Source organism: Vibrio sp. (assembly GCF_048266485.1).
Taxonomy (GTDB): Bacteria; Pseudomonadota; Gammaproteobacteria; order Enterobacterales; family Vibrionaceae; genus Vibrio.
The window spans coordinates 380602-404786 of record NZ_JBLWZK010000001.1; the positions used below are offsets into that span (position 1 = coordinate 380602).

15 protein-coding genes are annotated in these 24185 nt (G+C 40.0%); 2 read left to right on the forward strand and 13 right to left on the reverse strand.

Features of this window, described 5'->3' with window-relative positions; translation table 11 throughout:
* Positions 1-24: 24 nt before the first annotated feature.
* Positions 25-474, reverse strand: coding sequence for a macrodomain Ter protein MatP (gene matP, locus ACN0T8_RS01805; protein ID WP_192999420.1), 450 nt, complete (start codon positions 472-474; stop codon positions 25-27).
* A gap of 226 nt (positions 475-700) precedes the next feature.
* Here matP and ACN0T8_RS01810 point away from each other — a divergent pair, with 226 nt between their 5' ends.
* Positions 701-2371 carry an AAA family ATPase gene (locus ACN0T8_RS01810; RefSeq protein WP_417878966.1) on the forward strand — a complete coding sequence of 557 codons (1671 nt, stop codon included), beginning with the start codon at positions 701-703 and terminating at the stop codon, positions 2369-2371.
* Positions 2372-2435: 64 nt separating this feature from the next.
* The gene (gene fabA, locus ACN0T8_RS01815; protein WP_417878967.1) at positions 2436-2960 is read left to right on the forward strand and encodes a bifunctional 3-hydroxydecanoyl-ACP dehydratase/trans-2-decenoyl-ACP isomerase; all 525 of its coding nucleotides are present in this window, start codon (positions 2436-2438) and stop codon (positions 2958-2960) included.
* Between the two features lie 175 nt (positions 2961-3135).
* On the opposite strand, the gene rmf is transcribed toward fabA, so the two are convergent.
* From rmf to proQ, 12 genes are all read right to left on the reverse strand, one after another.
* Positions 3136-3309, reverse strand: coding sequence for a ribosome modulation factor (gene rmf, locus ACN0T8_RS01820; RefSeq protein WP_027695907.1), 174 nt, complete (start codon positions 3307-3309; stop codon positions 3136-3138).
* Between the two features lie 161 nt (positions 3310-3470).
* Positions 3471-5465, reverse strand: coding sequence for a DUF3466 family protein (locus ACN0T8_RS01825; RefSeq protein WP_417878968.1), 1995 nt, complete (start codon positions 5463-5465; stop codon positions 3471-3473).
* 19 nt (positions 5466-5484) lie between these two features.
* Positions 5485-7419 (reverse strand): ABC transporter ATP-binding protein, encoded by a 1935-nt coding sequence (locus tag ACN0T8_RS01830; RefSeq protein WP_417878969.1) that lies wholly within the window; start codon positions 7417-7419, stop codon positions 5485-5487.
* Positions 7397-7720 (reverse strand): glutaredoxin family protein, encoded by a 324-nt coding sequence (locus ACN0T8_RS01835; RefSeq protein ID WP_417878970.1) that lies wholly within the window; start codon positions 7718-7720, stop codon positions 7397-7399. Before ACN0T8_RS01835 ends, ACN0T8_RS01830 begins: the two co-directional genes overlap by 23 nt.
* Before the next feature lie 49 nt (positions 7721-7769).
* A complete protein-coding gene (gene rlmKL, locus ACN0T8_RS01840) occupies positions 7770-9908 on the reverse strand; it encodes a bifunctional 23S rRNA (guanine(2069)-N(7))-methyltransferase RlmK/23S rRNA (guanine(2445)-N(2))-methyltransferase RlmL (RefSeq protein WP_417878971.1) in 2139 nt (712 codons plus the stop codon).
* Between the two features lie 651 nt (positions 9909-10559).
* Complete coding sequence (locus tag ACN0T8_RS01845; protein WP_417878972.1) at positions 10560-11102, reverse strand: cell division protein ZapC; 543 nt, start codon at positions 11100-11102, stop codon at positions 10560-10562.
* 204 nt (positions 11103-11306) lie between these two features.
* The gene (pyrD, locus tag ACN0T8_RS01850; RefSeq protein ID WP_417878973.1) at positions 11307-12317 is read right to left on the reverse strand and encodes a quinone-dependent dihydroorotate dehydrogenase; all 1011 of its coding nucleotides are present in this window, start codon (positions 12315-12317) and stop codon (positions 11307-11309) included.
* 165 nt (positions 12318-12482) lie between these two features.
* Positions 12483-17327, reverse strand: a complete 4845-nt coding sequence (locus ACN0T8_RS01855; protein ID WP_417878974.1) for an NAD-glutamate dehydrogenase — start codon at positions 17325-17327, stop codon at positions 12483-12485.
* Between the two features lie 451 nt (positions 17328-17778).
* On the reverse strand, positions 17779-20385 hold the full coding sequence (pepN, locus tag ACN0T8_RS01860) for an aminopeptidase N (RefSeq protein ID WP_417878975.1): 2607 nt from the start codon (positions 20383-20385) through the stop codon (positions 17779-17781).
* 173 nt (positions 20386-20558) lie between these two features.
* Positions 20559-21233 carry a hypothetical protein gene (locus ACN0T8_RS01865; RefSeq protein ID WP_417878976.1) on the reverse strand — a complete coding sequence of 225 codons (675 nt, stop codon included), beginning with the start codon at positions 21231-21233 and terminating at the stop codon, positions 20559-20561.
* A 182-nt stretch (positions 21234-21415) separates the two neighbouring features.
* Positions 21416-23422, reverse strand: coding sequence for a carboxy terminal-processing peptidase (gene prc / locus ACN0T8_RS01870; RefSeq protein WP_417878977.1), 2007 nt, complete (start codon positions 23420-23422; stop codon positions 21416-21418).
* 16 nt (positions 23423-23438) lie between these two features.
* Entirely contained in the window at positions 23439-24077 is a 639-nt protein-coding gene (gene proQ / locus ACN0T8_RS01875; RefSeq protein WP_417878978.1) for an RNA chaperone ProQ, read from the reverse strand.
* Positions 24078-24185: the final 108 nt, after the last annotated feature.

Genomic DNA, 24185 nt, shown 5'->3' on the forward strand with positions numbered 1-24185 from the left:
ACTCAATAGATGATGGTTTATAAGTTAAAAGTCGAGTAATTTACTGAGATCGGCTTTGATACTATGCACTTTCTTACTAGCTTTCTCACTTCGAGATGCTTCACTCACCAGGTACTCAATCGCTTCTGATAGTGTGCAACCTAATTCTTGCGCCCTATCCGACAGTTTTTCCCAAACCGCATAATCTAAATCGATCGATTTCTTCTTCGTATGGGTATGTTCAGCGTTAAAATGTCGTTTGCGTTTAGCTCGAATGGCTTGCTTAAGTTTGTTATCAAGCTCAGGATTCATATGATCATCAATCCAACTCAGTACTTGTGTCGGTTGATGCTCTAACTTTTGAAGTCCCATTATAGCAGCGTGAGATTCACTCGAATCTTGGTAACGAGTAATCGATTCCCCATCTTTCCATTTCCGAATTAAATATTGCCATTTCCAACCACATTCAAGGTTTTCAAGCTGTTGATATTTCATTAATCTTCCCTATAGACAACCCAATGTTACAGCGTAACTAAAAACCATAGCATTCTCAACTGTTTTCATTCCATCTAGAATAATAGTCCAACCTATTTTGACTTTATGATAGCAGCCTCTCAAATCCATTGACTAAACGCTCAATTTCCGAAGCATAAACAGGTATAAGGTTAAGCTATTTTTCTATATACTTCTTTCCTTCTAACCACATATTGAATTTTTTATAATGATCAAAGAGTCTTGGCAATCCGCTACACCCAACTTTTCACAATATGAAGACATACTCACACAAAACGACCCTAGTAATCATCGATCTTTTTTAGATCTTCAGCCTAGACTCAAATCTTCTATTCTGCATTTTGCACAAATGGCGAGCTTTCCTCGTTTCCTATTAGTAAATGCACCGGATAATTTCATTTATCGTCAAACAATCCATAATGCTTACTCGATGCTAATGAATACGGGTGAAATAAACCGTACTCCGGTTATCACCAGTGAAAGCATCGAACTTGAAGAGTTATTTGGACAATATCAAGTTGAAAATGGTCAAATAACTCATAGCTCTGAAGGATTGCTTGATAAAGCTAATGGCGGCTATCTCATTATTTCGTCAAACTTAATATTAGCGAACCCGCGCGCTTGGCCGAAACTAAAAGCCGCCGTTTTAGGTAATGCTTGTTCTGGCATATCATCCGACTCAAAACAAGTGATCGAAAATGTACCACTCAAGAAGTACGATGTAAATTTAGTTATTCTTGGCGATCAAATGCAACTAAGTGACTTAGACTTATTCGATGCGGATATGAGAACTCACTTATGCTTATTCGCTGAAGTAGAGTTAGATTTCAAAGTTACTATCGATTCGGTTGAATCATACATTCAATACATTAACGGCATTATTGCTGAATACCAACTTCCTAAGCTTCTAGACTCACATGCCTGGACGTTCTTATTAACTCAAGGGGCTCGCGAAACCGAAGACCAAGACAGAATGCCTCTGTGTCCCATTTGGCATAGAGCATTGTTAACGGAGGCCGCTTTAGTTTCCAATGGACAAGTAATCTCTCAATCCGATATGGAAAAAGCTTTAGCCTCGCGTACCTATCGTCTCGAATATCTTCCTCAAAGAGCCTTAGCCGATATATTGGAAGGTCAAGTCATCATTGAGACCCAAGGTGAACGTGTCGGCCAAGTGAATGGCTTAACGGTTATTGAAGTACCGGGACATCCTATTGTTTATGGTGAACCAGCTCGTATTTCATGTGTTATTCACTTTGGTGATGGTGATATTGCTGATGTTGAGCGCAAAGCCGAACTAGGTGGCAATTTACATGCGAAAGGGATGATGATTATGCAGGCCTTTTTAGGCAGTGCTCTAAATTTAGATGATCCTTTACCATTTGCCGCTTCTATTGTATTTGAACAGTCGTACTCAGAAGTTGATGGCGATAGCGCTTCTTTAGCGGAACTTTGCTCGCTTGTAAGTGCTTTATCTGAATACCCTATCAATCAACAAATTGCTGTTACTGGTGCGGTGGACCAATTTGGTCGAGTGCAAGCGGTCGGTGGTTTAAATGAGAAAATCGAAGGATTCTTCCAGATATGTAACTATCGTGGTTTAACAGGTAATCAAGGTGTTGTTTTACCTAAAACTAACTTAAAACACTTATCCTTGCATCATGATGTTGTTGAAGCCATCAAAAATGAAGAATTCCACCTATGGTCAGTTGAATCTGTTGATGAGGCATTACCCATCATCTTTGGTAAAGCCTTCCGTGGCGATGAAGAAGAAACAATATTGAAAAAAATCTCTGAGAGAATCGAGCACTTTGATAAACATGAGTCAGCACCTTGCGGCATAGTAAATAAGATCAAAAGTTTACTTGGCATTTACTGATCGGACTTGTTTAGCTTACACCTGTTCTCTAAGATACACAGACTATTTCTGGAGTGATTATATAATGCAAAACAAACGTAACTCATATACTCGTGAAGACCTTCTAGCATCAAGCCAAGGTGAACTTTTTGGCCCAGGCCGTCCACAACTGCCAGCACCAAACATGTTAATGATGGACCGCATCGTTAAAATTACTGACGCAGAAGGCGAAGGTGAATTTGGTAAAGGTGTCATTATTGCAGAATTAGATATTACTCCTGACCTATGGTTCTTTGACTGTCATTTCCCTGGCGACCCTGTGATGCCTGGTTGTCTTGGTTTAGATGCAATGTGGCAACTAGTTGGTTTCTTCCTTGGTTGGGTTGGCGGTGAAGGTAAAGGCCGTGCATTGGGTGTTGGTGAAGTAAAGTTCACAGGCCAAATCCTACCGACTGCTAAGAAAGTAACTTACGAAATCAACATGAAACGCGTAGTGAATCGCCGCCTGGTAATGGGGCTAGCAGATGGTCGTGTACTTGTTGACGGTAAAGAAATCTACGTGGCGAAAGATTTAAAAGTAGGTCTTTTCCAAGATACGTCTGCTTTTTAGAATAAGGTTAATCCCCTTTCAATAAATAAATCAGCGATTTTGCTGATTTATTTTTGTTTAATACATTTAGTTATAGTGCGTTAAAATGTAATAATAAAGGCTCCAATTTCGGAGCCTTATTCTGTAACGATTAAACTTATTAACTTAAGCTTTAGATACACTATCTAGTCTTAAGTTATTTAATAAGTCCAGATTGACGATCATCTCTCGCATCACGCCAACCGCCCAACCAATTCGATTTAGCATCCATTTGCTGATATGGACAGTCATCCATCGATCTCCCATTAAGACCGGCTTTATAACCTTGAGATTGCGCTCTTTCTAGGCGATCGCGTTTCTGTCTCTTCATAGTACAGTCCTCTTACTTTGATAATGACCAAAATGACTATCTGTGGCAGTTTTATTACAACGCCACTTGTTAAGCATCGACCAAAGATCCGAATTTCTCAAGACGAAAAAAAACCGAGGTTCAACTTTGTGAACCTCGGTTTAATGTTAGGCTTGTTAACTTTATGATTTAAGTTTTTTTCTTCTGAAACCTAATAAACCAAGTAAAGCTAAGGCAAAATAACCTAAGCTGCCACCTTCACGTTCAACGTTAGGCTCGCCACCTTCACGCTCTACAATATCATCTGCGGTTGCACCCGCAATTGGGATAAGTTTAACCGCAACTAATTCTTCCGTGCCACTACCATCACCGCAATATGAGTTATGATAGGTATTATCATAACCACCCGCACAGTAATTAGCAGTTGCAGAAATAACACCATCATCGTTGATACCAGTGGCATTAACAATACGGTACGCATTATTGGCATTTGAAATAGATTCATCACCCGCAGTCGCACCATTAGTAAGATTATCTAACCACCAAGATTTACCTTGGAAAATAGCCAGACGGTTCGCATCTGTACCTGTAACATTTAGAGGTGCTATAAACCCACGACGACGGCGTTGTTTACCATCAATTTCACGGTTTTCTTCAGCATCGATAGCACCGACAACTTCATTATAATTATTGATGGCATTTACTTCACCACCCGCACCATTAAAGAAAATATCACCGTTAAGGTATACAGCAGTCGGTTTGGTATTAGCATCACCTTTAGATGCATCGGTATAGAATAAGCGGTTATTGGCAGCGCCATTCTTTGGATAACGACCACTTCGCTTAGCCTCACCAACAGCAATCAAATTTTTGTTGATGTCTTTAACCAAGCTATTGGTGTAAATGTAATCATCGCCATCTTTAACTTCAGCCCCTTGAACAAACACAGAATCCCATTGATTTTCAGCAGTAGGATCAACAGTATTTTTAGGATAGAAGATAGCCGCTTGCATTAAGTAATTATCATCATCTTCATCTTCATGAGTATTAAAACCAGCAAGAACCGGTAATCCATTAAAAGCAGTTACCTCACTGATTGCAGCAGCCCTTGCACTACCTTGAGCGGCGGCATCATTTTCACTATTTTCACTGTTAGGTTTAGTTGTGTTATCCCAACCAGAAACCGCTTTACCAGACACACCATCGGCACTATTCCAAATATAGGCTTGTGTCGCAAATGCGAAGTTCTGGCAATCTTTTAATAAAACAGGGTCTGAATAAGTTTCTGTATCCGTGCACTTACTCAAGTCACCCCAATACTTTTTATTGTCATCACTATTATCAAATGGTGCTACAGAGGCAGAACCGACGATATATCGAGTCCCACTACCTACTGGGTATTCAAATGAATCATACGCAAAGGTACGGCCCATTTGTTTTACAATCGAATCACCATCCTGTTTAGGTAACATGAAAGTGGTGCCAAAGAAACCACGTTGACGATAAGTCAGTACAGAATGACCATCGACATCATAATAGCCACTACTTGCAATTCCGATTGGTGTCCCATCAGCTAAAACTTTATTTACAACGATATTAGCACTATCATCTTGCAACGCGCCGCCCGGAGGAACATAACTTGTCTCAATTGGTGCAGGAATTTCAGCACCATCAACAAACCCAACAGCATTTCTGCCGTTATATCCTTGCTCATAAGCTCGACGTTCTTGGCATAAGCCCCCTGTTAAGCTGTAGTCACAGTCGTTTTCGGAATTTTCTGAATTTGCACCAAACCATTGCTTAACTGCCCAACTATCACAAGTTGAGTAACCTAATTGGTTATCACAATAATTACCTAAATCATCATAATCTAATAAATAAGTGAAAGTATTATCATACTTAAACGGCACTTCATCACGGTAAGAAATACCATCTTCACCTTGTCGAGTGTCACCACCAAGCAGGTAATCTCCATCTGTACAACTTGCACTATCTGCAAAGCAACCTAGAGGATCCGTAGCAGAGGCAACAGATGAATCACTGATCGCACTTGAGAATACTTGATTAGCATCGACACCAGCATCAACAGGGACAATTTTATACAGTGCCGCATTAGCGGAGTTGGCTGCCATTAACGCAGCAGCCACCATTGATAGTTTAAAAATTTTATTTGGCATTAAGTCAACTTCTAATCCGTTAGCCCTGCATTGATTCAAGCGCTTCCCAACGCTCGAATGCAGTTTCTAATTCTTGTTCAGCAGCGTTCAATCGATCCAAAATCGCTTGAGTTTTATCGCTACTCTGTGTGAAAAAGTCAGGTTGATTAACCTGAGTTTGTAATTGTTCAATTTCCGTTTCAAGTGACTCTAGCACTTGAGGTAAGGATTCTAACTCTCGTTGCAGTTTATAAGATAACTTCTTCGGTTTATTAGCATTTGGTTGATTTTTGGGAGTATCCTCAATCACTTTATCTACTTTCGCTGGTTTTTCACTCACAGAAGAAGATTGTTGTGTCACGCCTCGAGATAGCAAGACTTGAGCACGTTGCTCTTGTGCATCATGGTAGCCACCAACAAACTCTTCAATTTTACCGTTACCTTCAAAAATCCAACTGGTTGTCACGGTATTATCAACGAATTGACGGTCGTGACTCACTAAAAGCAAAGTACCTTGATAGTTGGCAAGAATTTCTTCCAAAAGTTCCAATGTTTCGATATCTAAATCGTTGGTTGGTTCATCGAGAATCAATAAATTATTCGATTTTAAGAACAAGCGCGCTAAAAGTAAGCGGTTTTTCTCACCACCGGATAAAGCTTTAACTGGTGTACGCGCCCTTTTCGGTTCAAATAGGAAATCCTGCAAGTAACCTAGTGCATGGCGAGTTCTTCCACCCACGGTCACTTCTTGCTTACCGTCAGCTAAGTTATCCATAACCGTTTTTTCAGGATCCAGCACTTCACGATACTGATCGAAATACGCAACTTCCAATTTCGTTCCACAATGCAAACGGCCTGAATCTGGTTTTAACTTATCAAGCAACAATTTCAATAAGGTACTTTTACCACAGCCATTTGGCCCGATTAAGGCGATACGATCACCACGCATGATATTGAAGCTGAAATCATCGACAATGGTTTTACCATCAATTTGATAGCACAGATTCTCTGCTTCAAAGATGATTTTTCCAGATCGGTTCGACTCATCAATTTGAATGTTCGCTTTACCCTGTACTTCACGGCGCTCAGAACGTTCTTCACGAAGCTTTTTAAGTGCTCGAACACGGCCTTCATTACGAGTACGACGCGCTTTAATACCTTGACGGATCCAAACTTCTTCTTGAGCGAGTTTTTTATCGAACTCCGCGTTTTGCATTTCTTCAACACGCAACGCTTCTTCTTTATCAATCAAATACTGTTCATAGTTACCCGGATAAGAGCTCAGCTTTCCTCGGTCTAAATCGAGAATACGCGTCGCCATTGATTGAATAAAAGCACGGTCATGCGAGATAAAAACAATCGAACCACGGAAGTCTTTTAAGAAGGCTTCTAGCCATTCAATCGTGGTGACATCCAAGTGGTTCGTTGGCTCATCGAGTAGTAGAACATCAGGATCACATACTAGTGCACGAGCTAGAGCAGCCTTACGTTGCCAGCCGCCAGATAAACTTGTCAGCAATGTATGCTCATCCAAAGATAAAGACATCAGAATGTTTTTAATACGGTCTTCAAGACGCCAACCATCATTGTGGTCAAGCTGCTCTTGGATTCTAGATAAACGATTAATGTTTTTCTCTGACGGATCTTCCGCCATGATGTCTAACTGATGCTGGTAGTCTTTTAATAACTCACCGACTTCCGATAACCCTTCTGCAACATAATCGTATACCGTACCTTCGGCATTTCTTGGTGGATCTTGCTCTAAACGAGACACCACCACATCTTGTTCGATTTGAATTTTGCCGTCATCCATGATGATTTCGCCCGCAAGCACTTTCATCATGGTAGATTTACCTGCACCATTACGGCCAACCAAACATACTCTTTCGTTCTGCTGAAGTGCAAAATCGGCTTTATCTAATAATGGATGATCGCCAAAAGCCAGCTGGCCATTATGAATGGTAATTAATGCCATTGTGTTTTAACCACGCTTGTAATTCGTCTAAATTGAATGGCCAAAATAACTCACTTTGTATGTGTTTTAAATTACTTTGGTGTTGTAAGTTATTTTGATCGTTTTGTATATCTTGCGAATGCAAAGCAAGCACCGGAATAGTGACACCGTAACGATCGAATAATGCATCATCAAAAGCAATATCAATCACTTGCACTGTATGGGCTAAAGATTGTTGAGAATCTTCTCCCCATAAAGTATCAAGCTGTTGATAGGCTAATTCGCATAAATGACAACCTGAAGTTGAGTATAGCGTCAGCATTTTTAATTTCTATCCCTGTGTTATTCACTTTTATATTCACGTGACCTACTTAGTTACGATGAGTAATGATCCAACAGTTATGGATATGCTTATTGCGAGCAAAATCCATCGGCAATGTCTTCGCTGAAATGTTCTCAGCCTTAAGACCTAGTTGCTCTAAACCATCGAGTTCCATCTTAAATAGGCGCTTATTGTTCGAAAAGACCACTACAGCATCTTCACGCATCAGACGCTTTAGATTTTCCATCAACATTAAGTGATCACGTTGAATATCGAAAGTTTGTTCCATACGTTTTGAGTTAGAAAACGTCGGTGGATCGATAAAAATCAGATCAAACGTTCTGTCTTCATGCTGCAGCCATTGCAAACAATCCGCTTGTTCAAATTGATGTGCTTCACCCGTAAAACCATTGAGCTCCATGTTGCGTTGAGCCCATTGCAAGTAAGTATTCGACATATCAACTGTCGTGGTACTTTTCGCACCACCAGCCGCCGCATGTACCGTTGCACTACCCGTGTAGGCAAACAAGTTCAAGAAGTCTTTGCCTGCTGCCATTTGACCTAAACGACGGCGGGTTAATTTATGATCGAGGAATAGACCGGTATCAAGGTAGTCCTGCAAATTAACCAACAGCTGCACGCCATATTCGTTCACTTTTAAGTATTCAGAATCTTGCGATAATTTTTGGTATTGGCGCTTACCTTTTTGCTTTTCGCGGGTTTTGATGACGACTTTATTAGCATCAACACCTAATACCTGAATCGTCGCACGAATAACATCGGTCAAACGACGCTTAGCCACTTCTTCTGGAATGGTCTTTGGTGGCGCATACTCTTGAATAACGACGTGATCTAAATACAGATCAATCGCTACATTGTAATTAGGTAGATCAGCATCATAGGCACGGTAGCAATCTAGTTGCTCACGCTTCGCCCATTTACCAATTTTGGCTAAATTTTTCTTTAAACGGTTAGCAAAATCAGGGGCAACTTGCGCCTCTTCTTTTTCTGAATGACGCAGCGTTTCACCATTTGGATTCACTCGTGCGGTAATTGAGTAGTTCTTTTGGTGACACGGTAACGCACCATTGCTCAATTTATACTGCTTATCCGCTCGCATACGCAGGCAACTTAATAACTCTTCACTTGAAGAGAAGATAGAAGCCTGACTACCCGCAAACTCATTCTTTAATTGCACACCAAACGACGTATACAAAGCAATAAGGCCAGGCTCAGTACCTAAACGCTCACCATAAGGCGGGTTACAAATTACAACGCCTTCAGTAAAGCCCTGTGGTTTTTCAAGTTTAGCGGCATCACCTAGGTTAAATTGAATAACACCGTCTAAACCAGCACGCTTCGCATTGTCTTTGGCCGTTTGTAGAACGCGACGATCATTATCAATACCAAAGAAACGATTGTCACCAAGCGCTTTAATCCCCTTACGACTCTGAACGCTAGCTTCGGCTTTAATTTCAGCCCAAGTTTCAGCTTCAAAATCATATAAAGATTCAAAAGCCCAAGTTTCACGCTGAATACCTGGAGCCACATTCGCAGCCATTAAAGCCGCTTCAATAAGCAAAGTCCCTGAGCCACACATAGGATCGAGTAAAGGCTGAGATTTATCCCAACCACTACGGCTAACAATCGCACACGCTAAGGTTTCTCTTAATGGCGCTGCACCGGCTTGAATACGATAGCCACGTTGATGCAAACCACGGCCTACCATATCAATACCAAGAATCGCTCTATCACGATGCAAACGAACATGGATGCGAAGATCTGGCTGATCTTTGCTGATCTCCGGGCGACCTAAGTCTTTTTTAGTAAAGCTATCAACGATGGCATCTTTTACTTTCATCGCACCATACTGACTGTTGCGAATTTCGCGGTTGGTACCATTGAAATCAACAATTAGACGCTTGTTCACCGAGAAATAAGAAGACCAATTTACTGCAGAGGCTGATAAATAAAGATCCATATCATCGTTACAGTAAAACTCAGAAAGAATTAATACGAAACGAGAAGCCAAGCGGCTCCATAGGCAACAGCGGTAAAGTTGTGCATTGGTAGCAGTAAATCGAACCCCTGCTTGCACTGGTTTTGCATCGGTAACACCTAGTTGTGTCAGCTCATCAGCGAGCAAATTTTCAAGGCCATTAGATGTTATCGCTAAATATTGATTCATTATAACTTTCAGTACGGTAATAAATGGGGTCAGATTATATAACGAAACCCCTACCTTATGCGACCACCTACATGCTTTAAGCACCGAATATCACAGAAAAGTCATCATATTTTTCCACATTCATCATTGAGCACTTCAAATATCCCTCTGCACATCTAATTCCAGCTCTTAAATCCTAAACAACTAGTACATCTGCACTAAGTAACTTCGTTTTATTCAAATATGCAGCATGCGCATATATAAAGCATCGGTAGTAAAATGAAAGTGAATACTTATTCACCCAGCAAAGCACGCACCACTGGTCTATACCAGCGGTGTTTTTACAGTGTAAATTTATTACTAAATCAGCTTAAATGGGGAATTTGTTCACTTTAAAGGGAAGATATACGATGAAATAAGGCTTAAAAAACTTTCACTTTTGTTTAAAAACTGCCTTTGTATTGCTTTTATTTTGCCCTATTCACAGTTTTAATTGCGTATTGATAGCGAGGAGTTGGTGAATCAATAGCCAAACTAAGGTGGTTTTATGTGATTTTTAGCTAGTCGTTAACTGAAGGTGGTAACTATTTGTAGGAAATTTTAGGCAAAAAAAAGCCGGCGCTAAGGCCGACCGAATGAACAACAAGGAACGAACTGGTTTAGATAAGGTAATTACCCTACCATTGCATAAGTTTCAAACTGAGTATGTAAGTTAGCTTTCGCAAAGCGATCGTGCATCACTTTAATTGGCTCACCAAATTTAAGCGCTTTGGACTCTGTAAGATTGAAATCACGTAAAGAGACAGAAACACAAATACTCGCGCTTTCTCCAACTTCGACCACCATAAAATGGCCCTCAGAGAAGCAATTACGTAAATGTACAATCTCCCCCTCTTCTGGCGCAAAATCGCCGCCTTGTGGAGAGAAGAACCAACTCTTAGGTTGAACGGGTTTATGAAAGCGACGAGCTGCGACGCTATTTAATGCCAATTCTGCTTTTCTTGGCTCTGATAAAGGAAGTACATCAACTTGTTGTTTAAATTTGTGGTAACTAGATGCATCATCAACAGAAAATTCATTTTCTTGAAATGCACTGTTTACTAGAAGTTTTTGAGGAAGATTTACGCTGAAAACCATGTCCCGCCCAAGATCCAGCATAAGGGACTTGTTGGTCTCATTGTAATACCATTTCCATGTATCACTCGGTTTAAGCATTGTTTCAGCCTCTTCAAAAATAAAGTGAAATAGACACTCCACTTCTCGTCTATCCGTTAGATGTTCTTTGATTGTACAAACAGATAGGCAAAAAAAAAGAGGAAAACATATTCCTCTTTTCAGGCTGAAATTGGATTTTAATGTGAGAATTTTTTCTTGCTTTTTTTAATAACCTCAACTGAACATAACTAGGCTTAACTGACGTTAAATATTTTTAACGATATCTTTAATCAAGTTAGGTCCGTGATAAATGAACCCCGAATACACTTGCACGAGTTTTGCACCAGCCATCATTTTCTCTTTTGCCGCAACATAAGAATCGATACCACCAACACCAATGATCGGGATCTCTTCACCTAGCTCTTTATAAAGTTGACGGATCACTTCAGTACTTTTCGATTGCACAGGACGACCACTTAAGCCCCCTGTTTCATTGGCATTTTTCATACCGTCGACTAAAGTACGATCCAATGTTGTGTTGGTTGCGATAACACCATCAATCTTATACTTCTTCAGTGAGTCACAGATTTGCTTTAATTCATCATCGGTTAAATCTGGGGCAATTTTTAACGCTAACGGAACATACTTATCGTATTGCTTAGCCAATTCAGTTTGCTTTTCTTTTAATGCCGACAATAATTCATCCAAAGCTTCACCGTATTGTAGTGTCCGTAGCCCAGGAGTATTTGGAGAAGAAATGTTTGCCGCAATATAACCTGCGTATGGGTAAACTTTTTCCATACAGATTAGGTAGTCTTCCGTACCCTTTTCAATTGGCGTATCTTTATTCTTACCGATATTGATACCTAGGATGCCATCGAAGTTTGATTGCTTAACATTTTCAATAAGCGCATCAACCCCTTCATTATTGAAACCCATACGGTTGATGATCCCTTCTGCTTCGATAATTCGGAAACAGCGCGGTTTATCATTACCAGGTTGTGGACGTGGTGTCACAGTACCAATTTCTAAAAAACCAAACCCCATTGCGCCAAAAGCATCAATGCATTCACCATTCTTATCCATGCCAGCTGCAAGGCCGACTGGGTTCTTAAATGTCAACCCCATCACTTCAACAGAACGAGTAGGTAGATTTTGGCGGAAGAAGAAGTCTAAAGGCGTACCATTCAGTCTTCTTAAATTCTTAATCGCTAATTCATGTGCCGTTTCTGCATTGATTTTAAACAAGCCAGCTCTGGCGATACGGTAAAGCATACTTCCTCCAAATAAGATCAAAAAAGCCCCGAAATTCCGGGGCGAAGTATACCTTTGTTATCAGTCTTATACTACTGCAATCGTTTGCAGTGCTTTGATCTCATGCTGTTATAGATGAGATCAAAGCTAAAATACAAAACATTAGTGACGCGGTCACCTATGTATTCACTTGTTAGCGGCACAATTTAAGTTTAAAAGCATAAGCTCACGAAGTGCGACGGAAAACTTAGCGAATTCATGTGCAGAACCGACTTTGAACTCATTCAAAATATTTTCCCAACGCTCCAGTGATGGTCGATTAGATTCCAACCAATCACTTAACTCACTTTCTACTTTTCTAGCTTGCTTATCATCACAACGACAAGAAAGAACTTGTAATGTTAAATTGCGTTGCTGCCAATCGAGATCTTCACGGAATGTCGCACGAGCAAGAGCTTGCCAGTGGTTATCAACCGGTTGATTATTGATTTGATTCAAGAACCAATGCAGTGATAATCGGTCTCCTAAAGTGAAATACATTTTCGCGGTTTGCTCAATCGTCACCTCACATTCAGCTGCTACCGTAGAAATATCTAAAGCAGAATATAAGCTAGTTAAGCGAGATATCTTATTGGCCAATTCAGAATCAACGCCTTGTTTAATCCAAGACTGAGCTTGCTGATTGTGCTCTTTCACTTCCTCTTTGACTAAGTAATCATCAATTCCGGTCTGAACAGCAACCACATCAGCTTGATAGTGTTGAATGATCTCATTAACGCTTAATTTCAGCATACGATTTCGTAATAGCCAACGTGATGATCGGCGTAAAATACGACGTAAAGACATCAATAATTCATACTGTACTTCCGCTGTGGCGGTGTTATCTAGGCTTCTCACCTTGTCAAACATAGAGCCAGCATCAAATATCTCTCTCGCAGCAACGTAGGCATTAGTAATATCAATCACACTTGCCCCTGTCTCATCATGTAAGCGCGAGACAAAATTACAGCCCATTTCATTGACCATTTGATTGGCAAGTGAAGTGGCGATAATTTCTTGTCTTAATGGATGTTGATCCATGCATGAACCATAGTTACGGCGTAACTTAGTTGGGAAGTAATGAGTTAACAATTGCGCATTAAATGGGTCATTGACAATCTCTTCACAAGCAAGTTGCTCTTTAAGCACCATTTTAGCGTAGGCAATCAATACTGAAAGCTCAGGTCGAGTCAGCCCTTTGCCCTGCTTTTCCCTCTCCAATAAAGTTTCATCGTCAGGAATATATTCTAAAGCGCGATCTAATTTACCAAGCTTTTCTAATGTATGAATAAAGCGAATTTGTTCTTTCACCTGAGCGGTGCCTTGATACTCACTCACCGAAATAGACTCTGACTGGCAATACGCGTCTTCTAAAACTATCTTGCCAATTTCGTCTTCCATACTATTCAGTACTTCGTTACGTTGCTTGATGGTCAGATCGCCATTGCTGACTAGCGTATTCAAGAAGATCTTAATATTCACTTCATTATCAGAACAATCTACACCACCAACGTTATCAACAAAATCGGTGTTTACTCGGCCACCAGTGAGTGCATATTCAATACGACCAAGTTGAGTCATACCTAAGTTACCACCTTCACCAACAACTTTGGCGCGTAACTCTCGGCCATCTATACGCAGACTATCATTGGCTCTATCACCAACATCAGTATGATTTTCTTCTGACGATTTAATGTAAGTACCGATGCCACCGTTCCACAATAGATCAACATTCATTTTCAGAAGTAACTTGATCAATTCTGTTGGCGTGACAGATTGCTTTTGCGTGCCCACCATTTTTTGGATCTCTGGGGTTAACGAGATCGATTTAGAGCGTCTTGAGAATATGCCACCGCCTTGTGAGATCAAGCTTTGATCGTAATCTTCCCAACTCGATCTTGGTAATTTGAACAAGCGATCCCTTTCTTTCCAGCTGATTGCTGAATCTGGGTTTGGATCAATAAAGATATGCATGTGGTTAAAGGCCGCTTGAAGGCGAATATGTTTCGATAACAACATACCATTACCAAATACATCACCGGCCATATCACCAATCGCAACACAGGTAAAATCGGTAGTCTGGCAATTAATTCCCATTTCTCGGAAGTGGCGTTTCACCGACTCCCAACCCCCTTTGGCAGTTATCCCCATCGCTTTATGGTCATAACCATTTGAACCACCTGATGCAAAGGCATCACCTAGCCAAAAGTTGTATTCAGCCGAAACTGAGTTAGCAATATCGGAGAAGGTTGCGGTTCCTTTATCGGCTGCGACAACAAGATAAGCATCATCGGCATCATGTCGAACCACATTGGTCGGCGGTACAATTTCGCCTTCAATAATATTGTCAGACACATCCAATAGCGCGCGAATAAAGCGTTTGTAGCAACGTTGACCTTCAGAAAAAATTTCATCTCGAGTAGTGAAATTTTGTTGACGCTTACAGACAAAGCCACCTTTAGCCCCTACTGGAACAATTACGGTATTTTTAACTTGTTGTGCTTTCACCAAGCCCAATATTTCTGTACGGAAATCTTCTTGACGATCTGACCAACGCAAACCACCACGAGCGACTTTGCCTGCACGTAGATGCACACCTTCCACATCCGGTGCATAAACAAAGATTTCGAACTCAGGCACTGGTGCTGGAATTTCTGGAATATTTCTCGGCATCAATTTCAGCGCTAACCACGGCTTCTCGTTACCATTTTCATCTGTTTGATAAAAGTTAGTTCGAATGGTCGCTTGGATCATTTCCATGTAACGACGAATAATTCGGTCATCATCTAAGCTTTCAACTTTCTCTAATTGTTCTTGTATTGAAGCAATGAGTTTCTCTTCTGCCTTGCCTCTTGCTTTCACTTTCGGATCAAAGCGTTTTACAAATAGAGCAACTAAGGCTTGTGCTAATTTAGGGTGATTAGAAAGTGTATCTTCAATATATTGCTGACTAAAAGGGAAGCCTACTTGACGCATATAACGCGCATAGCTTCGTAAAATGGTGACTTCTCTACCCGTTAAACCCGCAGATAGAATCAATCTATTAAAACCATCACTCTCGAGATCACCAGACCAAATAGCAGCAAATGCTTTTTGGAAACGATCTTGCGCTTCACGTAAATCAACACTTTGATCACCACGATGTAGCATCGAGAAATCTAAGATCCAAAAGACCGTCCCATCGAATTTTTCGATCTCGTATGGAGACTCTCCGATTACTCTAAGCCCAAGGTTTTCAAGCATCGGCATGACATCAGAAAGGTGGATAGGTTCATCCCGGTGATACAATTTCAGACGGACGGCTTTGGAATCAGCTTTCACTTCTTGAGGACGATAAAACAGCATGCCCAGTTTTTTATCTTCATTTAAAGATTCCAACAGTTCAATATCGGCAACAGCGGTACCGCCGGCTAATGTGGCTTCTTTATATGATCGGGGGAAAGCATCCTGATATTGCTTAGCTAATTCGGTACCTTTATTTTCGCCAAAATGACCCATAATAGATTGGGTTAAACGATCATCCCAAGATGAAGACGCTTCCATCAGATCCCTCTCAATTGCTTTCACATTGATATCTTGATTATTATTATCCACTCGCACTATGTAGTGAGTTCTTGCTAACGGGCTTTCCGAAAAATAAGTCGTAAACTCAACATCTTGATCACTTTTAAAATAATTCTTAAAGATTTGCTGAGTTTTAAACCGCAGCTCCGTGTTGTAACGCTCTTTGGTTACGTAGACCATGCAACTAAAGAAACGTCCAAATGGGTCTTTACGAACAAATAGACGTAATAGATCACGGTCCTGCATTTGCACGACACCCATACCCACTTCAAGTAACTCTTCTTCACTGGCTTGAAGAAGTTCATCCCTTGGGTAATTTTCTAAAATATTATGCAATGCTTTCCAGGAATACGATCCTTTTAGATAACCACTTGATTGTAAAATACGCGCGACTTTATCTCGAATAAGCGGAATGCTACCGACACTTTGGTTGTATACCGCTGATGTGTATAAGCCAACAAAACGATGCTCCCCAATCACCTTGCCTTTATCATCAAACTTTTTGATGCCAACATAATCGGTGTGAGCGCGACGGTGAATAGTAGAAGCATGGCTACCTTTTGTTAAAACCAGTAGCTCTTGTTTGGTGACTTCCATTCTTGCGGATTCAAGCAGTTCAGATAGTTTGTAACTACGAATGCGGCTTTCTTGTTTCAATAAACCAAGTGCAGGAGATTGAGATGGATTGAGCTCTAAGTCCCCTTTTGTGGCTTTTAGCTCAAATTCTTTGTATCCCATAAAGGTAAAGTTATGTTCACCAAGCCAACGCAGAAATGCTAAGTCTTCTTGTAGTCTTTCTTTCTCTAATGGAATATTTTTAATGTTGTCTTCGGTTTCTTTTATCGCAAGTAATAACTTGTCACTCATCCTGTGCCAATCTTCAACAACTAAGCGAGTATCTTTTAGAACCGACAATAATTCTTCTTTCAATTCCGACATGCGAGCTTTGTCATTCAAACGATCTATTTCAATATGAAATAAAGATTGCATGTCACCTTGTCCATCATTAATCGCGACAACTTCACCTTTGTTTCTATTAATTTGAGTAGGTGCATTGGCCATAAAGTGACTCGTTAAACCTAAACGATTGATCGCCATTTTGACTGAGTCTACTAAAAATGCAGAATCAGGAACGACTATCTCAATAACCGTATGACTCGACTGCCAACCTTGGCGGCTTAATGTTGGGTTGAACACTTTCACTGACACCATATTGGCGTCTTTTTCTAAGATGTGTTGCCACAAACTGACAACCGCACCATAGAGATCAGATTCATTCCTTTGAAAAAGATCATCTTGCGAAATATTACTGTATAGATGTTCAGCTAATTTGCTAACTAAAGGCTGAGTTTCCGATTCTAATTTATCCTGTATAAGTTGATACACTTTCTCAAGTAATACAGGGGTAACTTTTTCACTCGTTGGCATCTTTACACTCCACAAAATGGGGATTCTATTTTTATATTATTCACGTTATAAACTGCACCAAACACTACTGAAAAACAGCTTGTTAGAATCTTTCTGTCTTATTCCAAAAGCTGCCAGATGTTATTTAGATACAGGTATATTGTAAGAGTAGTATTGATAGAAAGTTAAATGGTTTCCTAACTATATACAGGATAAAAGTCGAATATGTGACTTAGGTACTTATTGGAAGCACTTCAAAATAATCAATATAAAAATTAAACATCTGTTTAAGCGATTAGTTACAATCACTTTCTCTATAGCGGAAGTAATTTGACGGTATTTTTTATACATAAAAGTGATAAATCCCCCTTTTTCTCAAAGACCGTTTCCCAAAAGCAAAAACGAAAAAAAGCAGCCCGAAGACTGCTTATAGATTGATTACTTAATGTGACGAAAATCGTTAGGAGTAAAGTTACGCCTCTAGTGCTTTATTAATTTTTTCGTAAAGATCTTTAGCAAGTTTCTCAAGCTTCGATAACTTTTCTAGCTCTGTACGAATAAGCGCCTGACGAGTTTCATCATATTGGCGATACTTCAATAAAGGATCGATCATACGAGAAGCAACTTGCGGATTACTTTCATTTAGTTGAATAAGAATTTCACTGGCAAATTGGTAACCCGAACCATCAATGGCGTGGAAATTCACTGGGTTTTGTCCAAAGAAAGCCCCAACCAAGCTGCGCGTTCTATTTGGATTTTTCAGGCTAAATGCAGCATGAGACATGGTTTGCTTAATCATCTCTAAAGCATTATTTGCAGGATTAGTTCCTTGCAACATAAACCATTTATCCATTACCAAACCATCATGGCTCCATTTATCACTAAAATCTTTCATTAATGATTCACGGCAAGCCAATTGTGCTTGGTTGGCTGAACTCATCGCCGCCATCGTATCTGTCATATTATTTGCAGATTGATATTGTGCTGTGACCAGTTTTTCACCGTCATCCGTTACGGCCAAATAAGTTAAACAAGTATTACGTAATGAACGTTTACCAATACAATCATGCTCTACCGAATACTGCTCTTGCTTTAAGCTGTGATACATAGCCGTTAGTTCTTCAACTAATTCTGCAGCAATGGCATGTTTCATAAAGCCTAGTGCCTCAGCGATCGCATCTACATCAACCGGTTTGAACCAACCTGCTACTTCATTCTGACTTGGTAGTGTGAGCATTTCCGCGATAAAAGCAGGCTCTAACGTTTCACTTAGTAAAATACCTTTAAAAGCATCGAGTACTGATTGCGGCAGTGATAGCTCTTTGCCCACTTGGAATGCAGCGATATTTTGACGCAAATATTTCGCAATCAAGTTCTGCCCAGCATCCCAACAAGCAAATTCATTCTGTGCTTTGACCATTAGGAACATCAGATCTTCATCCGAGTAATCGTACTCTAATTTAATTGGTGCAGAGAACTCACGTAATAACGAGATCACCGGTTTTTCTGAGACATTTTCAAACACAAAACTTTGTTCATTTTGGGTAAAATTCAACACATTGCCGACGGGTTTACCATTGATAACCATAGGAATGATGCTGCCATCTTGAGCATATAACTCAACATTCATTGGAATATGTAGGGCTTGTTTTTCAGGCTGATCTTGTGTTGCTGCCGTCACTTGAGTCAGTTGTAAAGTGAAGGTTTTATTTTGCTGATCATAGCTTGTGGTCGCTTTTACTTGTGGCGTCCCTGATTGGCTGTACCACAAGCGGAATTGCTGTAAATCGACTCCAGATGCATCTTCCATTGCCGCAACAAAATCATCACAAGTCGCCGCAGTTCCATCATGACGCTCAACGTAAAGTTTCATGCCCTTTTGGAAATTCTCTTCGCCCAGTAATGTGTGGATCATTCGGATCACTTCACTACCTTTTTCATACACAGTTAAAGTATAGAAGTTATTCATTTCTATTACTTTTTCAGGACGAATTGGGTGTGACATTGGGCTGGCATCTTCAGCAAATTGTGGGCCACGAATAATGCGAACATTATTAATACGATTTACAGCGCGCGAGCCTAGATCGGAAGAAAACTCTTGGTCACGGAAAACCGTTAAGCCTTCTTTCAGGCTCAATTGGAACCAATCACGACAAGTAATTCGGTTACCCGTCCAATTATGGAAATATTCATGACCAATCACCGCTTCAATGCCTAAGTAATCAGTATCGGTTGCAGTTTGGTCATTCGCTAATACGTACTTAGAGTTAAAAACGTTCAAACCTTTGTTTTCCATTGCACCCATGTTGAAGAAATCAACCGCCACAATCATATAAATATCAAGGTCATACTCTAATCCAAAGCGTTCTTCATCCCACTTCATAGCATTAATAAGTGAAGTCATTGCGTGCGGCGCTCTATCTAGATTGCCTTGATCAACAAAGATTTCTAACTCTACTTTACGGCCAGACGTTGTCGTATATTGATCTCTTAATACATCAAACTGGCCAGCTACTAAAGCAAATAAATACGATGGTTTCGGGTGTGGATCCGACCACCTCACCCAATGACGACCATTATCAAGATCACCACTATCCACTCGGTTACCATTACTTAGCAAGTAAGGATTGGTTTCTTTATCCGCAATCACAGTGGTGGTGTATTTTGCCAACACATCTGGGCGGTCAAGGAAGTAAGTAATTCGACGGAAACCTTCGGCTTCACACTGAGTGCAAAATGCGCCGCCAGATTTATATAAACCTTCTAATGCCGTATTTTTAGATGGGTTAACTTTAGTGATGATGGTTAATTCAAATTCTTTCGGTAAATCATGAATATGAAGGTTGGTATCAGTAAGCTCATAAGCTGACCACTCCACTCCATCAACTTGAATACCAGCCAACTCCATATGCTCACCGTCCAAGGTAAGTGTTGAGTTATCTTTTTGCTTAATCACTTTAGAGACAGCAGTAACCGTTGTCTCTTGATCAAACAAATCAAAAGTTAAATCGAGTTCGCTAATCGTAAAACCTGGAGAAGTATAATCTTTACGGTACTTAGCTTGTGGCTGGTGAGTCATATTCAATCCTTTTCATGTTCGAATGAGTAATACCGATCTCATCAATTATTTGATTGGTATAACAGCATTCTTGCACAAAATATTGATATTTCCCATTAACCCACAGCAGAAATGCTATTAATCACTGTAACAAAAGCTATTATGATTATTTATTAAGCTGTCTTTGCTATTTTTCAATGAAGCTTTAAATTGCTACGCTGAAAAGCAATGTACATATCAACATCATGGCTACTCAATACTAAGTGATCAGAATTTAATGCAAATTGAGATGACTGCTCTCCATCGCTATAGATAAAATAAATATAATTGTCTTCTATATAGTAAACGCCGTCGCGATACTTGTTATTACCTTTCTCATTAAAAGATTGAATAGAAAAATAAAAGTTGGGATATAGAACCAAATCAATATCAGATACGGAACTAGAAGTAACATCCCGACCTTTTACTTCAACACTACGCCAATAACCAGATAAATTTTTAGGTACTGTTTTGTTAAACGCCACACCATTTAGTAATAGTTGGTTAGCATTAACACTATATTGATACGATTGAGGAACCTCAGACTGAATACCCAAAATAATTTCTGTACTACTAATGGAGTATTTGCCAGACCATGAGTGAACCGTATGATCTTTACGCTTAATTTGAATTTCAAATTGATAGTTAGATTCTAATTGCAGAGTAATCGATAGGAAATCTTCGGGGATTAATTCTGGGGAAGGATTAATCACATGCCATTGTCCAATCAAAAAAGGATTATCGAACAAAAACATATCATATTTTTTAGGTGACTCGAATGCTGAAGCCCCTAAGGCAAGACTACTTAATAACACAATTAAACTTTTCATCCGCCTCTCCCAAAACATTGTAAACAAGACAAAGGCTCTTCACTCAGGCATATCGAAAAGGAAAAGACTTGAGCCTATGAATTAAGGATAGTTGTATGTTTTGAGAGCGACAAATTGAATTGCATAAAAAAAGCGAGACCTAAATGGCCTCGCTTGATATAAATAAAACAAAACAAATACAACTAACTACTTGATAAATCTGCAGTAATAGCTACAGCTTCATTTAAGTAAGCATCTGGAGCTTCATAGTCTTTAGGGATATCATCCAGAGTCTTAAACTCTGGTTTATCTGCTAATTTTTGACGCTTGTTCACGCGATCTAATCGCTCTTTATCCGCTTTATCGACTTCAGCTTCACGGAATTTCTCGTTTAAGGAAATCGTCGTATCATCTTTTTCTGCTTGATATTTCTCAATATTTTGCTGAATAAATGAAAACTCAAGGTCGTTAGCAATACGCTGCTTATGTAAAGTGGTTAATTTCGCAACTTTAGCTTGTAATGCGTCTTTCGATTCAACTGGAGTATAGTTAGCCGCAGGAATTTGATCCCAAGGCAAAGCATTATCTTCTACACTTTCCCCTGTATCTTCAGGAGCAATCGCACTTGGGAATGGAATATCAGGTGATACCCCTTTTCTTTGTGTACTGCCACCACTGATACGGTAGAATTTTTGAATCGTATATTGAACGTAGCCTAATTCTTGATCGAACGTATCATAAATATGCGTCAATGAACGATGCTGTTGTACCGTTCCTTTACCATAAGAATTTTCGCCAAGAATAATTGCACGATCGTAATCTTGCATTGCCGCGGCAAAAATTTCAGATGCCGACGCACTGTAGCGGTTAATTAGTACCGTTAATGGACCATCGTAATGCTCAACGGCATCAGTATCACTATCAACATTGACTCGGTCATAACTATCACGCACCTGAACCACTGGTCCTTGAGTGATAAATAAACCGGATAAATCAATCGCTTCTGTTAATGCGCCGCCGCCATTGTTACGTAAATCAACAACGACACCATCCACTTTCTTCTGGTTAAACTCAGCGAGTAGCTTATTAGTATCTTTTGCTAATCCAACGTAGAAACTAGGTACTTCTAATACACCGATCGTTTTGCCATTCTTTTCAATAACTTTTGATTTAACGGCACGGTCTTCTAAACGAATTTTATCACGCATAATTGTGACAACGTGACTTTTTGCATTCTTCCCTTCCGGCAAGATTTGCAGGTTAACTTTAGTACCTTTCGGACCTTTAATCAGTTGCACGACATCATCAAGACGCATTCCAATGATATCAACCATCTTCTTACCATCTTGACCAACCGCAATGATTTTATCCCCTTCAGAAAGTTCTTTCGAACCTGCAGCTGGGCCACCCGTTACTAGCGAACGGATAATAGTATAATCATCTTCCGATTGTAGAACCGCACCTATTCCTTCTAACGACAAGCTCATCTCAGATTGAAATTCATCTGCTGAACGTGGCGACAGATAACTAGTATGTGGATCGATTTGACGAGCAAACGCATTCATGTAGATTTGAAAAACATCTTCACTATGAGCCTGAGTAATTCGTTTGATGGCATTGTTATAACGTTTAGTTAATAATTCCTTAATTTCTGGCCATTCTTTACCAGTCAATTTAAGGTTTAATGCATCATACTTCACTCTTTGACGCCACAGCTCATCAACTTCAGCTGTATCCTTCGGCCATGCAGCTTTAGAACGATCAAGTTCCATTTTCTCATCAGTATCAAACTTGATTTCATTATCGAGCAACGTTAATGCATAAGAAAAACGCTCGTAACGACGCTTCATTGATAGATTAAACATATCAAACGCAGCTTTGGTATCACCCGACTTTAATTGATCATCAATATCCGTTTCAAATGGTTTGAAACTATCAATATCAGCTTGAGTAAAAATATTACGGTTATAATCAAGGGATTCTAAGTAGCGATCAAAAATACCTTTAGAAAAAGCATCATCTAAATTGAAATGTTTGTAATGAGAACGCGTAAAACGTTTAGTGACTCGTTGACTTGCGATTGCATGCTGAGATTCAGGAACAAGAGTTGGAATCTGTGACTCGCTGATCGTCGGCTGTACAGCAAATGCAGAGTTTGCTGCTAGCGTTAAGCTAGCAGCAAGTAGTGAAAATTTTAATCGGCAATTCATGCGTAGGAATATCCTTTTATACGCGCAAGTGCTCCGCTTTTACGACCATTTGTAAGCCGTTAGCAAGACGGACACGAACATCGTCTTTATTAATCTCAACAATCGTTGCAGCCATGTTGCCTTGACCCATGTTTACATTGATATCTTTACCGATGACAATTTCATCCGATTTCAATTCACGAGTTTCAACGACTGGCGCTTTTTGAGCAGGTTTCTTAGATTCAGCTTTTGGCTTACGTGGTGATCTAGGTGTCGCAGCTTTTGCTTTCGCTTTAGCCACTCTTTCTTCGCGGTTTTTATCAGCTTGTTCTTTACGACGAGCTTGAACACGAGCTTTACTTTCTGCAAGCGTCGTTTGAGCGTGCTCAACATGTTCGGCTTCTAACTCACCGCATGCATTACCATCAAGGTCAACACGCGTTGCGCCTAATTTTACGCCATGAAGGTAACGCCAAGATGACGTGTATTGACGTAAAGCAGCACGTAATTGAGTTTTACTTACTTTAGGATCTTCGTTTAGACGCTCAGCAAGATCTTGAAAGATACCAATTTTTAAAGGTTTTGCTTCGCCTTCTAAAGTAAAGCATTGTGGGAAACGTTCAGCAATATAGGCAATGACTTCTTTGCTGTTCTTTAACTTTTCAGTGTTTTCCATGAGGGTTCCTGGTTGGTGCGGTCTCATCCGCACGGGTGTTCGTATAAATAATTCACGCTATTATAGTGAGATGGAAACGAAAAACCACCAACACGTGCAAATTAACAT